This window comes from Intrasporangium mesophilum (genome assembly GCF_054783095.1).
Map to the genome: position 1 here is coordinate 205,929 of NZ_BAAGRF010000015.1, position 14,337 is coordinate 220,265.

The following is a 14,337-nucleotide window of genomic DNA, read 5'->3' on the forward strand; positions in this document are numbered from 1 at the left end:
GCCCACCGGAAACAGAGAAGTCACACCTCACCTACACGTCTCGAACGACACCGAGAAAGAGAGAGACCGATGAGACGCACCACAGCCATCACCGTCGCGTGCATGACGGCCGCGGCACTCACCGTGACCGCCTGCGGTCGTGGCACCGACTCAGGGGGGTCGACAGCCGGACAGACCGGAGCTGCCGTCAACACCGGCGCCGCCACGGGCGAGATCACCGTCTGGGCCATGGGGGCCGAAGGCGACAACCTTCCCAAGCTCGCATCGGACTTCGAGTCCGCGAACCCAGGCGTCAAGGTCAAGGTCACGGCGATCCCATGGGATGCGGCTCACGACAAGTTCACGACCGCGATCACCGCGGGCAAGACCCCCGACGTGGCCATGGTCGGCACGACGTGGATGGGTGAGTTCGCCGGCATGAACGCGCTCGACCCGACACCGGGCTCGATCGACAAGTCGGCGTTCTTCGACGGCGCCCAGAAGACGACCGAGGTCAACGGCACCTCCTACGGCATCCCGTGGTACGTCGAGACGCGCGTCGTCTTCTACCGCTCCGACCTGGCCAAGAAGGCCGGCTACGACACCGTGCCGGCCGACTGGGACGGCCTGAAGTCCATGGCCAAGGCCATGCAGACCAAGGCCGGCGCCAAGTGGGGCATCGGGCTCCAGGCCGGCGGCCAGGGCTCGTGGCAGTCGATCATGCCGTTCGCGTGGTCCGACGGCGCCGACCTGACCAAGGACGACGGCAAGTCGTACAACTTCGACAGCCCCGAGATCCTCAACGCCGTCAAGTACTACCAGTCGTACTTCACGGACGGGATCTCGGACAAGGCTGCCCCCGCGACCCCGACGACCGAGCCGGACTTCGCCAGCGGCAAGGTGCCGATGTTCATCTCCGGCCCGTGGATGATGTCCGCGGTCGAGAAGGTCGGCGGCGCCGGCTTCAAGGACAAGTACAACGTCGCGCCGATCCCGGCCGGCAGCGCGGGCTCGTCGTCCTTCGTCGGCGGCTCCAACTTCGTGGTCTTCAAGAACTCGAAGAACCGTGACACGTCCTGGAAGTTCGTCCAGTGGCTCGCAGACCCCAAGGTCCAGGCCAAGTGGTTCACCCTGTCCACCGACCTCCCCTCGGTCAAGAGCGCCTGGCAGGACCCGACCCTCGCGGCCGACAACAAGCTCGCCGTCTTCGGCAAGCAGCTCGAGACGGCCAAGGCGCCGCCCTCGTTCCCGACGTGGGAGCAGGTCGTGACGAGCTTCGACACGGAGATGGAGAAGGTCACCAAGACTGGTGCCGACCCTGCTGCGTCGCTCAAGACGGTGCAGCAGCAGGCCGAATCCATCGGGACGGGCATGTGACCCATGACCGCCCAGACCGGCACGACCGGGTCCTCGGCCGGACCCGGGCTGCCACCGTCACGTGAGGCCACCCCGGCGCGACCTGACGACGGGTCGCGCCGGGGCGCCGGCACCGGACCATCCCGCAGGCCGGGCCGCCGGTCGGGCCTGCGGGAGGGGCGGGCCGCCTGGATCCTGGCCCTGCCCTTCTGCGTGCTCTTCCTCGCCTTCACCGCCTGGCCGGTGCTCCAGTCGCTCTTCATGAGCTTCACCGACACGAAGGCCCGCGACCTGCGCACGCCTTTCGACGTGGACGTCGTCGGGCTGGACAACTACACCAAGGCCCTGTCGGACCCCATCTTCCGCAAGGCCGCGCTCAACACGGCATACTTCGTGCTCGTCGGTATGCCGCTGACGCTGGTGCTCGCGCTCGCCGCCGCGGTGGCGCTCGACAAGGGCATCACCCGGATGCGCGGCTTCTTCCGGCTCGGGTTCTACACGCCGGTGATCACCTCGATCGTCGCCGTCGCGGTCGTGTGGCGCTTCCTGCTGCAGGACCCGGGCGGTCTGATCAACACCGTGCTCGGCTGGTTCGGCATCAACGGCCCCAACTGGCTGGGCGACCCGAACTGGGCCATGCCAGGCCTGATCCTCATGGCGTCCTGGCGCAACTTCGGCACAGCGATGATCATCTTCCTCGCCGGCCTGCAGTCGGTCCCTCCCGAGCTGCACGAAGCGGCTGCGATCGACGGCGCGAACGCGTGGCGCCGGTTCCGGCACGTCACGCTGCCGCTGCTGCGGCCGACCCTGCTCTTCGTCATGGTGACGACGGCGATCGGCTACCTGCAGTTCTTCGAGGAGCCCTTCGTCATGACGAGTGGTGGCCCGCTCAACAGCACGATCTCGCTGTCGATGTACACGTACAAGCAGTTCGGCTTCGGCAACTACGGGCTCGCGTCGGCGATGAGCTACCTGATCTTCATCGTCATCGCCATCGTCACGGCCGTCCAGTTCCGGCTGCTGCGAGAGAGGACGTGACGCATGTCTGTCGAGACCCAGGTCCCGCAAGCCCGGACCGAGACGCCGCAGGCGACGCGCGGGCGCAAGCGTCCGGCACGCCCGTCGAGCGGCATGGTCGGCTCCAGCAAGAGCGGCCACTGGTGGCTGTATCTCATCCTCACCATCGGCCTCGTCGCCGTGATCGCGCCGTTCGTGTGGATGGTGCTCGGCAGCCTCAAGACCGAGGGCGAGCTACGGCAGATCCCGCCGACGTGGTTGCCGCAGCACGCATCGCTCGACAACTACACCCAGCTGTTCAACAGCCTCAGCTTCGGGCAGTACTTCCTCAACTCGACGATCGTCGCGCTGGTGGTCACCCTCGGGAACCTGCTGTTCTGCTCGATGCTCGGCTACGCGTTCGCGATGCTCGACTTCCGCGGCAAGAACGCGCTGTTCGTCGCGGTCATGGCGACCTTGATGATCCCTGGTGTCGTGACCTTCGTCCCGTTGTTCGTGCTCGTCGCGAACGCCGGACTGATCGACACGCTGCCAGGCCTGTTCCTGCCGTTCCTGGTCAGCCCGTTCGGCGTGTTCCTCATGCGGCAGTTCATCCTCAGCTTGCCCAAGGACCTGCTCGACGCGGGCCGGGTCGACGGCGCGGGTGAGCTGCGGATCTTCTCGAGGATCTTCCTGCCGCTGTGCGGTCCGGCCCTGGCCACGCTCGGGATCCTTACCTTCCTCGGCAGCTGGAACAACTTCCTCTGGCCCCTGGTCGTCGCGCAGACGGAGGAGCACTACACGCTGCCGGTGGCGCTGGCTCTGTACTCGACCGGCCAGAACAGCACGAACTACGGCCTCCTGCTCGCCGGAGCGACCGTGGTCGTCGTCCCGATCCTCGTGGTGTTCCTGATCTTCCAGCGACGCTTCATCGAAGGGATCGCCACCACCGGTCTCAAGTAGCGGGGTCAGTGACAGGCAGCTGACGAGGGGACGCGCCCCCGGCGTGCACCCCGCCGTCCGACGACCGCCCTGCCTGTCACACCACCCGTGGACCACCCAGCCCATCACCCGACGCAAGCGTGAACCGACACCGAAACGGAGCACAGCCCATGTCAGACCAGATCAACCTGCCCACGCGCCGAGCGATGCTCGTCGGAGGCGCGGCATCCGTCGCAGCCTTCGCCCTGGCACCCTCGGCGTCCGCCGCGACCAGCGCTTCGGGGGCGCGGCAGGCACCTGCGCTCATCCGCAGCCCGCAGTCCCGGTATGCCGCCTCGTCCCTCGACAGCGGACACCTCCTCACGTGGGCGCGGGACACCTGGCGCAGCCTCGACGCCATGACCGACCCGCGCACGGGCCTGCCCGCGGACAACATCCCCGCCACCCTCGGGGCCGGCGAACGGTCCCGCTACACCTCGCCGACGAACATCGGGGGCTACCTGTGGTCGACGATCGTTGCGCGCGAGCTCGGGCTCATCAGCCGCGGTGATGCGTCCGCACGGCTCATCCGCACCCTCAAGACGGTTGCGCGGCTGCGACACCACGAACCGAGCGGGATGTACTACAACTGGTACGACCCGGCGACAGGGGACGTCGTCACGACCTGGCCCGACAACGGCGACCGCGTCTACCCGTTCCTGTCGAGCGTCGACAACGGCTGGCTCGGTGCGGCCCTGCTCGTGGTCCGCAACTCGGACACGGCCGCCGGCGTCTGGGCGTCGCGGATCTTCAGCCGCATGCGGTGGGACATGTTCTACGACACGAACGTCGCACTCAAGCCCGGGCTCATCCACGGCGGCTTCTACGACGCGCCGCCGCCTCCCGGCTTCTCGGGATACACCGGCAACCACATCGGCGTCGGCCCGGACGTCTGGTACACGAACCACCACTACGACACCACGGTGTCCGAGACCCGCATCACAAGCTACCTCGGCATCCTCACCGGCCAGATCCCGGGCAACCAGTACTTCGCCATGTGGCGGACGTTCCCGGCCTCGTGCGACTGGTCGTGGCACGAGATGCAGCCGGTCGGAGAGACGCGGACGTACATGGGGGTCAGCGTCTACGAGGGCGCCTATACCTACCGTGGCATGCACATCGTGCCCGGCTGGGGCGGGTCGATGTTCGAGGAGCTCATGCCCGACGTCTTCGTGCCGGAGGCGGACTGGGCGCCGAACAGCTGGGGGCGCAACCACCCGCTGCACGTCCGTGCCCAGCGCGAGCATGGGCTCCTCGACGCCGGTTATGGATTCTGGGGCTTCAGCCCGTCGAGCAACCCCGCCGGCGGCTACCGCGAGTACGGCCTCGACGCCCTCGGGCTCAACCCGGACGGGTACTTCTCCGACCAGGAGAAGACGAACTACGACGTCGGCTTCGGGACGTGCCGGGCGGCCACCAACCCCAACCCGACCTACGGCGACGGTGTCGTGACGCCGCACGCCGCCTTCCTGGCGATGATGCACGAGCCGGTCGAGTCGTTCGCCAACCTCGTGAAGATCCAGAAGGAGCTCGACTCGTACGGCGACGGCGGTTTCTTCGATGCGGTCGCGGTCAAGTCCGGCACGGTGGCGCGCCGCTATCTCTCGCTCGACCAGTCGATGATCATGGGCGTGCTCGGTAACGTGTTGGGCGACAACGTGATTCGTCGCGCATTCAGCACGCCGGCGGTCGAGGCCAAGATCCGCCCGGTCATCGGCATCGAGGAGTTCAGTGCCGACCCGGTCGCGTGACCGATCCGCAGCCATGATGGGCTGATCGGACAACCAGACCTCGTGGCCGCCCGACCGCACGCACCGGGCGGCCACGAGCACCCTCCCAGCAAGAACCCGTGAAGCTACGAAAGGCTTGGCCCGTGCGACCCGAGACGAAGACGACCGAGGACGGCGTCTCCTACCGCGACCTCAACGGCAACGGCCGCATGGACCCGTACGAGGACCCCCGCCTCGATGTCGACGCCCGGGTCGAGGACCTGCTCGCGCGGCTGTCGCTGGAGGAGAAGGCGGGCCTGATGTTCCAGACCGTCATCGAGGCCGGCGCCGACGGGTCCGTTCTCGAGCACCCCGGGGCGATCAGCAAGTCGGCGACGTCCGAGGTCGTGCTGAAGAAGCACCTCACACACTTCAACGTCCACGCGCTGGAGGACGCCCGCATGGCGGCGCGGTGGCACAACGCGCTCCAGGCGATCGCGGAGACCTCGCCACACGGCATACCCGTGACGATCTCGACGGACCCGCGGCACGCGTTCATCGAGAACGTCGGGGTGTCCTTCTCCGCCGGCGCGTTCTCCCAGTGGCCCGAGCCGCTCGGGCTCGCGGCGCTGCGCGACCCGGAGGTGGTGCGGCGGTTCGCCGACATTGCCCGCCAGGAGTACGTCGCGGTCGGCATCCGTGCCGCACTGCACCCGACGCTCGACCTCGCCACCGAGCCGCGCTGGGCCCGCCAGGCAGGCACCTTCGGCCAGGACCCCGACCTCGTGGCCGAGCTTGGGGTCGCGTATCTCCAAGGGTTCCAAGGGGATTCGCTCGGATCGGACAGTGTCGCGTGCACGAGCAAGCACTTCCCTGGTGGCGGCCCACAGAAGGACGGCGAGGACGCGCACTTCCCCTACGGTCGCGAGCAGGTCTACCCGGGTGGGCGGTTCGCGGATCACCTCAAGCCGTTCCCGCCGATCATCGCGGCCGGCACGGCGGCTGTCATGCCGTACTACGGAATGCCGATCGACCTCGTCGTCGACGGGGATCCCATCGAGCCAGTGGGTTTCGGCTACAACAAGCAGATCGTCACCGGCTTGCTGCGCGACAGGCTCGGGTACGACGGCGTCGTGGTAACCGACTGGGAGCTCGTCAACGACAACCAGGTCGGCGACCAGGTGCTGCCGGCGCGCGCCTGGGGCGTCGAGCATCTCGACCCGCACGGCCGGATGGAGCTGATCCTCGAGGCAGGCGCCGACCAGTTCGGCGGCGAGGAGTGCGTCGAGGTCCTGCTCGACCTCGTCGCCCAGGGGCGGGTCACCGAGGAGCGGATCGACACCTCGGCGCGGCGGATCCTCGCCGTGAAGTTCCACCTGGGGCTGTTCGACAACCCGTACGTGGAGGAGGACGCAGCTGCCGCGACCGTTGGGAGACAGGACTTCCGCCAGGAGGGGTATGCCGCTCAGGCTAGGTCGGTCACGGTCCTGCAGAACGGCGCGCCCGCCGGCGTGCGCAGCGCCGGCTCGACGGTCACGTGTGCCGATGCGACGCTGCCGCTGCGGCAGGGGATGAGCGTCTATGTCGAGAACATCTCGGCCGAGGCCGCGGCCCGGCTCGGCACCGTCGTCGAGGAGCCGGGGGACGCGGACGTCGCGGTCGTGCGGCTCCGCGCGCCGTTCGACCCGCGGTCCGACCTGTTCCTCGAGTCGTGGTTCCACCAGGGCTCGCTGGACTTCCCACCGGGCCTGGTCTCTCGGCTGGCGCGGGTCGCAGAGCAGTGCCCACTCATCGTCGACGTCGTGCTCGACCGCCCGGCGGTCCTGACTCCGCTGCTGCCGGTCGCGACGACGGTCGTCGCGAGCTACGGCACGAGCGACGCGGCCCTCGTGGACGCGCTGACCGGCGCGATCCCACCGGTCGGACGCCTACCGTTCGACCTGCCGCGGTCGATGGAGCAGGTCCGGCAGCACGGCGAGGACGTGCCGGGCTACGACGACCCGCTCTTCCCCTTCGGCCACGGCCTGACCGCCTGACCTGCGGCGGCCTTCACGCTCAGCCCTGGTAGCCCTCGACGATCCGGGCGTCGCGCACCTGCGCCTCGTCGGGGTTCTCGCCGAACTCCCGCTTGGCGCGCCGCTGACGGAGCAGATCCCAGCACTGGTCGAGCTCGACCTCGATGCGGCCGAGGCGCGCGTGCTCCTCGTCGACGGTGATCGCCCCGTCCTGCAGGGCCGACCGGAGCCGGTGCTCCTCGTCGATGAGCGACTTGATGTGGGACTGGATCGAGGGGTCCTCAGCCATGTCGCCACTATCGCACGCGGCTAGCATGTGGACGGTGACCACATTCGCGCTCATCCCAGGAGCCGGCGGCACCGCGTGGTTCTGGCACCGGCTCGCACCGCTGCTCGACACCGCGGGGCACTCCGCCGCTCCCGTCGACCTGCCGGGAGACGACGAGTCGGCCGGGCTGCCGGAGTATGCCGCCCTGGTCGAGTCCGCGATCGACCCCGCGCTCGCGCGTGGCGAGGATGTCGTGCTCGTGGCCCAGTCGCTCGGTGGTTTTACCGCACCCATCGTCGCGAGCCGTCGGCCGGTCGCCGGGATCGTGATGCTCAACGCCATGGTCCCGATGCCCGGCGAGACCCCAGGCAGCTGGTGGGACGCGGTCGGCCAGACCCAGGCTCGAGTCGCGGCGGCCCGAGCGGGTGGCTGGCCCGAGGAGTTCGATCTCGACACCTACTTCCTGCACGACGTCGACCCCCAGGTCGCCGCCGAGGGGGAGCCGTACCAGCGGCCCGAGGCCGACGTGATCTTCGACTCGGTCTGCACTATCGACGCGTGGCCCGATGTGCCCACCCGCGTCGTCGCCGGTGCGGACGACCGGTTCTTCCCCGTCGAGCTGCAGCGCCGGGTGGCCTGTGAGCGTCTCGGCCTGGACATCGACGTGGTGCCCGGCGGGCACCTGGCCGCGCTGTCGCACCCGCGCGAGCTGGCGGCATACCTGATCGGCTGACGGTGTATCAGGCGGGCACCCGAGGTCTCTGTCTGGCAGGGGAACGGTGCGGGGAAGGGGGGCCTCCCCGCACCACTCCCCCAGGGGGATCCCCCAACCGAATAGCTTGGGCGGCTGGCCCGTCGAGGTACGTTAACCGCCACCAAGGGCCCGGAATCGCAGACCTGCGCACCCGCGAACCGGGCCCTTAAGCACGCCGTCGGCCGGACGGCGTGCCGGCCGGCTGCACCGCCAGATCCCCGTCCTGCGACCGGTGCCCTCAGGTCCGCGCCGTCAGGTCTGTGCCGCAGCGAGCAGTCGCCCGGTGCCGGTCCGGATCTCCACCCGGGTGATCTCGTTGGGGCGAAGAGCGGTCGCACCCGTGACCTTGGAGTACCCGGACGGGGTGGCGAGCCACGACGCGACCGGCGTCTGCTTGCCGTTGTGGTCGGTCACCCAGAGCAGCAGCTCGCCGTTCTTGGGCATGTCCTCGCAGTCGATGTCGAGCTGGGTGCCCCAGCCGCGAGTCACGAGCGCGACATCGACTTTGACCGAGCTCCCCGGCAGCGCAGCCGCGGCGACGTGAGTCGTGGGCGGGTTGGACGCCACGATGCTCGGGCCGATGAGACCCCCGGCCACGAACAGCAGCACCGCCGCGGCAGCGGACAGGGACGCGAACCACGTGCGGCGCCGGCGTCGACGACGCCCGACCTCACGGAGCAGGCGAGCGACACGGGCGTCGTCCGGCTCGGCGAGCGCGGGCTCCGGTGCCCCGGTCTGGGTGGTCGCCAGATGCGGGCCACCGGCCGGGCCGGCGAGATGGAGCAGGCGCGGGATGCCGGACACCTGGCCCAGCTCCGCCTGGCACTGCCGGCACGTCCGCAGATGCTCGCTGAAGGCGCGGTGGTCCTCGTCCGAGAGCCCGCCGAGGACATAGGCGCCGAGCAGGACATGCAGGTCCTCAGGCCCGGTCGTGCCGGTGGGTCCGATGGTCATCTCGTCACCCCCATCTCGTCGAGAATGACGCGCAGGTTGCGCACGGCGTAGAAAGCTCTTGACTTCACGGTTCCCTCTGGCACCCCGAGGCGGCTCGAGGTCTCGGCGACGGTGAGTCGCTGGTAGTACAGACAGCGGACGATGTCTCGGTGGTTGGCCTGGAGCCGGCCCAGCGCCTCCTCGACGAGCACCTGGTCCAGGGCCCGGTCGAGCGCGGCGTCCTCCTCGGCGATGTCCACCATCCGGGCCTCCTGGGGGCGTCGCCCCGCGGCTCGGTGCTGGTCGACGATGAGGTGCCGCGCGGTCGTGATGAGGTAGGCGCGCAGGTTGTCGGCCTCCGGTGCCTGGCGCCACACGCGCAGGATGACCTCCTGGACGATGTCGTCGACCCGGTTGGCGTCGCTCGTGGCACGCCAGACGACCCGACGCAGCATCGGCCCATGCTCGCGGTAGATCTCCGCGACCGCCTCGTCGTCGAGCGGCATTCCGGCCGCCACCTCCTTTGATCTCGTTCCGGCTCCGAAGACGCCGTGGCCGTCCGCTTGGTTCACCGCGGCGCCCTCAGGCGTTGCCTTCCTCCGCTCCGCTCGCTCGTACCTCGCTCGCTGCGCTGCGTCCAGGCAACGCCGGCGCCGCGGTTGTGCTTTTGGCGCCTCCGGCGCGTGCCGCGGCGCCTTTGAGGCGTTGCCTTCCTCCGCTCCGCTCGCTCGTTCCTCCCACGCAGAGCGTGGGACCCAGCTCGCTGCGCTGCGTCCAGGCAACGCCGGCGGCGCGGTTGTGCTTTTGGCGCCTCGCTTCGCTGCGGCTCTGCCTTGGTCGCGTGTGCGTTGATCGGGGCCATGACCGCGACGCACGCACAGCGACCCGGGCGCGTCGCTTTCGCCGCGGCTGACTCAGTAAGTTGAACACATATGAGCCGAGCTGATTGGGCTGAGCCCGCTCCGCACCCGGTGACCGGGGCGCTGTTTGCGTCGCCGGTGCCCCCGGGCAGCGGCTGGCCGGGCGACCCCGCGACGTCGGAGACCCCGGTGGCCACCACGGCGGACGAGGTGCGACTTCTCGCGAAGGGCGCGGACGGCATACCCGAGCTCGACGCGCGGGTGAGCGTGTGCCGGGCCTGCCCGCGCCTCGTGACGTGGCGCGAGGCGGTCGCGACGCACGGGCGGCGCGCCGCCTTCTCCGACCAGCCGTACTGGGGCCGCCCCGGACCCTCGTTCGGCGACCCCGAGGCCGAGGTCCTCATCATCGGGCTGGCGCCCGCTGCCAACGGCACCAACCGCACGGGCCGGATGTTCACCGGCGACCGCTCGGGGGACTGGCTGTATGCCGCACTCTTCCGAGCCGGGTACGCCACCCAGCCGACGTCGGTCGCCGCCGGGGACGGCCTGGAGCTGCGCGGCCTGCGCATCGTGGCCACCGTCCGGTGCGCCCCTCCTGCGAACAAGCCGACCACGCAGGAGAAGGCGACGTGCGCGCCCTGGCTCGACCGCGACCTCGAGCTGGCCGAACCGCGGCTGCGGTCCCTGCTCGCCCTCGGGTCGATCGGGTGGGACGCCGCGCTCGGGGCCGCCCGGCGACGTGGGTGGGCGCTCCCGGCCCGCAAGCCACGCTTCGGCCACGGCGCCGAGGCCGTGCTCACGACCGGTGGCGGCCGCACGGTACGGCTCGTCGGCAGCTACCACGTCAGCCAGCAGAACACCTTCACCGGCAAGCTCACCGAGGCGATGCTCGACGAGGTCATCGCACGCCTGTGAGCACCGCGGACGTGACGTTCGGCCGGGATGGAACGGCACACCCCATCGGCTAGCGTGGATGGCATGTCCAGCCAGCCGTACTGGGAGAGCGCCGTCGAGCGGCAGATCCGCGAGGCCCAGGAGCGCGGCGACTTCGATGACCTGCCCGGCGCCGGGAAGCCGCTCGACCTCAGTGACTCCGGCGACCCGGACTGGTGGGTCAAGCGGATGGCCAAGCGCGAGAACCTCGACTTCACCGGCGCGCTGCCGGGCGCCCTCGGGCTGCGCAAGGAGGCGGCGGGCTACCCGGACGCACTCGCCGAGGTCCGCACCGAGAGGCACGTGCGCGAGATCATCACGGACTACAACAAGCGAGTCCTGGCCGACCGGCTGCGTCCGGCTGTGGGGAACCTGCCTCCGCTCCTCGCCAAGACGATCGACGTCGACGAGATGGTCGAGCAGTGGCGCGGCCTCCGAGCCCAGCGCGAGGAGCAGGCGCGCACCGCAGCCGAGGAGGCAGCCCGTGCAGCGGAGGCTGAGCGTGCGGCGATCCAGCGAATGCCTTGGTGGCGAAGGCTTTTCGCTCACGACTGAGCGTCGAGCTGCTCCTCGATGGCGTCCAGTGGGGCCACGATCAGCGGGCCGCCTTCGTATCGGCCCCCGTCCACCGCGAGGACCCGCCCGTCGGCATAGGCGACCGGAAGCGGGTCGAGCGATCCCGCGTCCACTCCGAGCATGTACGGGATCGTGCTGTGCCCGTGGACGATCCGCGTCCCGCCGAGGGTCGACAGCATCCGCTCGACATTCGCCGCACTCTTGCGACCCCGGAAGTCGCCCCGTGAGGTGAGGCGCCGCCAGCACTCCCACATGTCCTCGAGCCGGCGCTCCCGCAAGAGCACCTCGGCGGCCGCGTTGACCTCGTCGACGGTGCTGCCCCAGTCGAGATAGTCGACGGTGTCGGAGTGCATCAGCAGCCAGCTGCCGACTCGAGCAAGCATCGGACGCCTGACGATCCACCCCTCGTGGCGCTCGGTCAGTGCGGCCTGGTCGTGCAGCTGGCCACCATTGAGCAGCCAGCTGCCGAGAAAGCTGCGTCCGGACATCCGCGGGCCGGGGACCTCCGTCTGGCCGAACCACCGCATGCCGAGCGCGAGCACCTCGTGGTTGCCGAGCAGCGCCTCGACCCGGCCTCCGGTGGCGCTCGCCTGGTCCTGCCAGCGCATGAGCGCCTCGACGACGGCGACCCCGTCCGGTCCACGGTCGAAGTAGTCGCCGAGCACCCACAGCTCGTCGTGGCCGGCCCAGTCGCCCGACCTGTCGACCAGCCCGGCGTCGCGGACAGCCTCGACGAGGTCGTCGGCATGCCCGTGCACGTCGCTCACGACGAAGTGAGAGGTCACCCTCGTCACGGTAGGGCCCGACGAACGCCGGGTCCATCGGGGTCCGACCAGCCATGCTGGGTCGCATGGATCGTCATCGCGTCCTTCGCCGTCGCCTTGCGACACAGCGGCTCTCGTCCGCGCCGCTGCCCAGTGCCGCGGACGCCGTCCGCCTGCTCACCTGCGTCCAGTCCCAGGAGCGGGACCACGCGTTCTTCGCGCTGTCCCAGCGCAGCCGGGCGGGGACGTATGCCGCCGTGCGAGCCGAGCACGACGCCGGCGCGTTCGTGCGCACCCACATCCTGCGACCCACCTGGCACTACGTCGCACCGGAGGACCTGCGCTGGATCCTCGCGCTCACCTCCCCTCGGGTCGAGCAGCAGGAGGCGCCGTACCTGCGCAAGTTCGGCTTCGACGAGGCAACGGTCGAGCGGGCCTTCGGCGTCATCTCGTCATCGCTCGCGGGGCGGACGTTCCTGACCCGCAAGGAGATCGGCGATCGACTAGCCGCGGCGGGGCTGCTCGGCAAGGGCGAGGGGGTCGGGCACCTGTTGCTCCTCGCCGAGCTCCGGGCCCTCATCTGCGGTGGCCCGGTCAAGGGCGTGCAGCACTCCTACGGCCTGGTCGACGAGCTGGTCGCGCCCACCCCCGAGCGGTCGCGGGAGGAGGCCCTCGTCGAGCTGGCGCGCCGGTTCTTCGCCGGCCACGGCCCCGCCTCGGTCAAGGACCTCGCCCGGTGGTCGTCATTCACGGTCGCCGACGTCAAGCGCGCGGTCGGCGAGCTCGAGGGCGTCCTCGAGCGGGTGGAGGTGGACGGCATACCCCACTGGTTCGACCCCACGATCCCGGCTCGCACGACCCGGGGCGACGAGGCGCATCTGCTCACGACCTACGACGAGGTGACGCTGACCTATCCGGCCGTGAACTTTCCCGTCGCGCCGGAGGTGCCCGAGCCGGAAGGTTTTCCGTGGTACACGGCCGTGCTCGTCGACCAGGTCCGCGTCGGGATGTGGCGGCGCACGGTGGAGCGCGACCGGGTCGTCGTCGAGACCCGCCTCGCGCCCTCGACGACCGCCGACCAGCACGCTCGTGTGGACGCGGCCGTCGCGCGGCTCGGCGAGTTCCTCGGGCTCCCCGTCGAGCGCCGCTGACTCCGCAACACACCCGGAAATCGGCAGCACGACCTGGTTGCAACTATTCCGAGCGGACGGTTTCCGGGTGTGTTGCCCCGGGGGGTGCGTGGTCGACGAAACGCACCAGGTCGGCTACGGAGTCGACGACCCGGCTGGGGCGGTACGGGAAGTTCTCGATCTGCTCGCGGGTCGTCGAGCCGGTGAGCACCAGCACGCTGCGCAGCCCCGCCTCGAGGCCGGAGATGATGTCGGTGTCCATGCGGTCACCGACCATGATCGTCGTCTCGGAGTGGGCGTCGAGCCGGTTGAGGGCGCTGCGCATCATGAGCGGGTTGGGCTTGCCGATGTAGTAGGGCTGGCGGCCCGTGGCCGTGCTGATCAGCGCCGCCACCGAGCCGGTGGCGGGGAGCAGCCCCGCCGGGCTCGGCCCGCTCGGGTCGGGGTTCGTCGCAATGAAGCGCGCTCCCGCGTCGATGAGGCGGATCGCGCGGGTGATCGCCTCGAACGAGTAGGTGCGCGTCTCACCGAGCACGACGTAGTCGGGGTCGCGGTCGGTCATGACGTAGCCGACACCATGCATCGCGGTCGTGAGCCCGGCTTCGCCGACGACGTATGCCGTCCCGGCGGGTCGCTGGTCGGCCAGGAACTGCGCGGTGGCCAGTGCCGAGGTCCAGATCGCACCTTCGGGCACGTCGATGCCGCTGGCGAGCAACCTGGCCCGCAGGTCGCGCGGCGTGAAGATCGAGTTGTTCGTGAGCACGAGGAAGCGCTTGCCCGAGGCCTTGAGCGCCTCGACGAAGTCGGAGGCGCCGGGAATCGCCACCTCCTCGTGCACGAGGACGCCGTCCATGTCGGTGAGCCAGGTCTCGACGGGGCGGTGTTCGGTCATGGCCCCATTGTGGTGGCAATGCGCGCCCTACATGCGAGCGGAGCGAGCCAAGTGATGGTCCGGCGCGCGTCGCGCCTGGACCGACGAGCGCAGCGAGCGAGCCGAGGGTTTGGCGCGCGTCACGTCTGGACTGACGAGCGATGCGAGCGCCAGCGAGCGAGTCGAGGAGGGAAGGCGTGACGTCAGGGCGC

Annotated in this window: 14 protein-coding genes; 9 read left to right on the forward strand and 5 right to left on the reverse strand. The window is 69.9% G+C overall.

Features of this window, described 5'->3' with window-relative positions; genetic code table 11:
- The first annotated feature begins 69 nt into the window (after nt 1-69).
- The 5 genes from ACYVLP_RS14670 (at nt 70) to ACYVLP_RS14690 (ending at nt 7,057) form a co-directional block, all read left to right on the forward strand.
- Nucleotides 70-1,356 carry a sugar ABC transporter substrate-binding protein gene (locus ACYVLP_RS14670; RefSeq protein WP_460628077.1) on the forward strand — a complete coding sequence of 429 codons (1,287 nt, stop codon included), beginning with the start codon at nt 70-72 and terminating at the stop codon, nt 1,354-1,356.
- 3 nt (nt 1,357-1,359) lie between these two features.
- Nucleotides 1,360-2,373, forward strand: a complete 1,014-nt coding sequence (locus ACYVLP_RS14675; RefSeq protein ID WP_460628078.1) for a carbohydrate ABC transporter permease — start codon at nt 1,360-1,362, stop codon at nt 2,371-2,373.
- 3 nt (nt 2,374-2,376) lie between these two features.
- Nucleotides 2,377-3,294, forward strand: a complete 918-nt coding sequence (locus ACYVLP_RS14680; RefSeq protein WP_460628079.1) for a carbohydrate ABC transporter permease — start codon at nt 2,377-2,379, stop codon at nt 3,292-3,294.
- A 149-nt stretch (nt 3,295-3,443) separates the two neighbouring features.
- Nucleotides 3,444-5,063: a glucoamylase family protein gene (locus tag ACYVLP_RS14685; protein ID WP_460628080.1), complete on the forward strand. Its 1,620-nt coding sequence runs from the start codon at nt 3,444-3,446 to the stop codon at nt 5,061-5,063.
- A gap of 122 nt (nt 5,064-5,185) precedes the next feature.
- Nucleotides 5,186-7,057, forward strand: a complete 1,872-nt coding sequence (locus ACYVLP_RS14690) for a glycoside hydrolase family 3 protein (RefSeq protein WP_460628081.1) — start codon at nt 5,186-5,188, stop codon at nt 7,055-7,057.
- Nucleotides 7,058-7,076: 19 nt separating this feature from the next.
- On the opposite strand, the gene ACYVLP_RS14695 is transcribed toward ACYVLP_RS14690, so the two are convergent.
- Nucleotides 7,077-7,325 carry a DUF2630 family protein gene (locus ACYVLP_RS14695; protein WP_460628082.1) on the reverse strand — a complete coding sequence of 83 codons (249 nt, stop codon included), beginning with the start codon at nt 7,323-7,325 and terminating at the stop codon, nt 7,077-7,079.
- A gap of 34 nt (nt 7,326-7,359) precedes the next feature.
- Between ACYVLP_RS14695 and ACYVLP_RS14700 the strand changes: the two genes are divergently transcribed.
- Nucleotides 7,360-8,037 (forward strand): alpha/beta fold hydrolase, encoded by a 678-nt coding sequence (locus ACYVLP_RS14700; protein WP_460628083.1) that lies wholly within the window; start codon nt 7,360-7,362, stop codon nt 8,035-8,037.
- 273 nt (nt 8,038-8,310) lie between these two features.
- On the opposite strand, the gene ACYVLP_RS14705 is transcribed toward ACYVLP_RS14700, so the two are convergent.
- The gene (locus tag ACYVLP_RS14705) at nt 8,311-9,012 is read right to left on the reverse strand and encodes an anti-sigma factor family protein (protein WP_460628084.1); all 702 of its coding nucleotides are present in this window, start codon (nt 9,010-9,012) and stop codon (nt 8,311-8,313) included.
- Nucleotides 9,009-9,497, reverse strand: coding sequence for a sigma-70 family RNA polymerase sigma factor (locus tag ACYVLP_RS14710; protein WP_452271014.1), 489 nt, complete (start codon nt 9,495-9,497; stop codon nt 9,009-9,011). The genes ACYVLP_RS14705 and ACYVLP_RS14710 overlap by 4 nt, the downstream gene beginning before the upstream one ends.
- Before the next feature lie 426 nt (nt 9,498-9,923).
- On the opposite strand from ACYVLP_RS14710, the gene ACYVLP_RS14715 reads away from it, so the two are divergent.
- Together ACYVLP_RS14715 and ACYVLP_RS14720 are read left to right on the forward strand one after the other, a co-directional pair.
- The gene (locus ACYVLP_RS14715; RefSeq protein ID WP_460628085.1) at nt 9,924-10,766 is read left to right on the forward strand and encodes a uracil-DNA glycosylase; all 843 of its coding nucleotides are present in this window, start codon (nt 9,924-9,926) and stop codon (nt 10,764-10,766) included.
- Nucleotides 10,767-10,829: 63 nt separating this feature from the next.
- A complete protein-coding gene (locus ACYVLP_RS14720) occupies nt 10,830-11,339 on the forward strand; it encodes a DnaJ family domain-containing protein (RefSeq protein ID WP_460628086.1) in 510 nt (169 codons plus the stop codon).
- On the opposite strand, the gene ACYVLP_RS14725 is transcribed toward ACYVLP_RS14720, so the two are convergent.
- Complete coding sequence (locus ACYVLP_RS14725) at nt 11,330-12,145, reverse strand: metallophosphoesterase (protein WP_460628087.1); 816 nt, start codon at nt 12,143-12,145, stop codon at nt 11,330-11,332. The two genes, ACYVLP_RS14720 and ACYVLP_RS14725, sit on opposite strands and share 10 nt — an antisense overlap.
- 65 nt (nt 12,146-12,210) lie before the next feature.
- Between ACYVLP_RS14725 and ACYVLP_RS14730 the strand changes: the two genes are divergently transcribed.
- Nucleotides 12,211-13,275 (forward strand): winged helix DNA-binding domain-containing protein, encoded by a 1,065-nt coding sequence (locus ACYVLP_RS14730; RefSeq protein WP_460628088.1) that lies wholly within the window; start codon nt 12,211-12,213, stop codon nt 13,273-13,275.
- Nucleotides 13,276-13,318: 43 nt separating this feature from the next.
- On the opposite strand, the gene ACYVLP_RS14735 is transcribed toward ACYVLP_RS14730, so the two are convergent.
- On the reverse strand, nt 13,319-14,146 hold the full coding sequence (locus ACYVLP_RS14735; protein ID WP_460628089.1) for an HAD-IIA family hydrolase: 828 nt from the start codon (nt 14,144-14,146) through the stop codon (nt 13,319-13,321).
- Nucleotides 14,147-14,337: the final 191 nt, after the last annotated feature.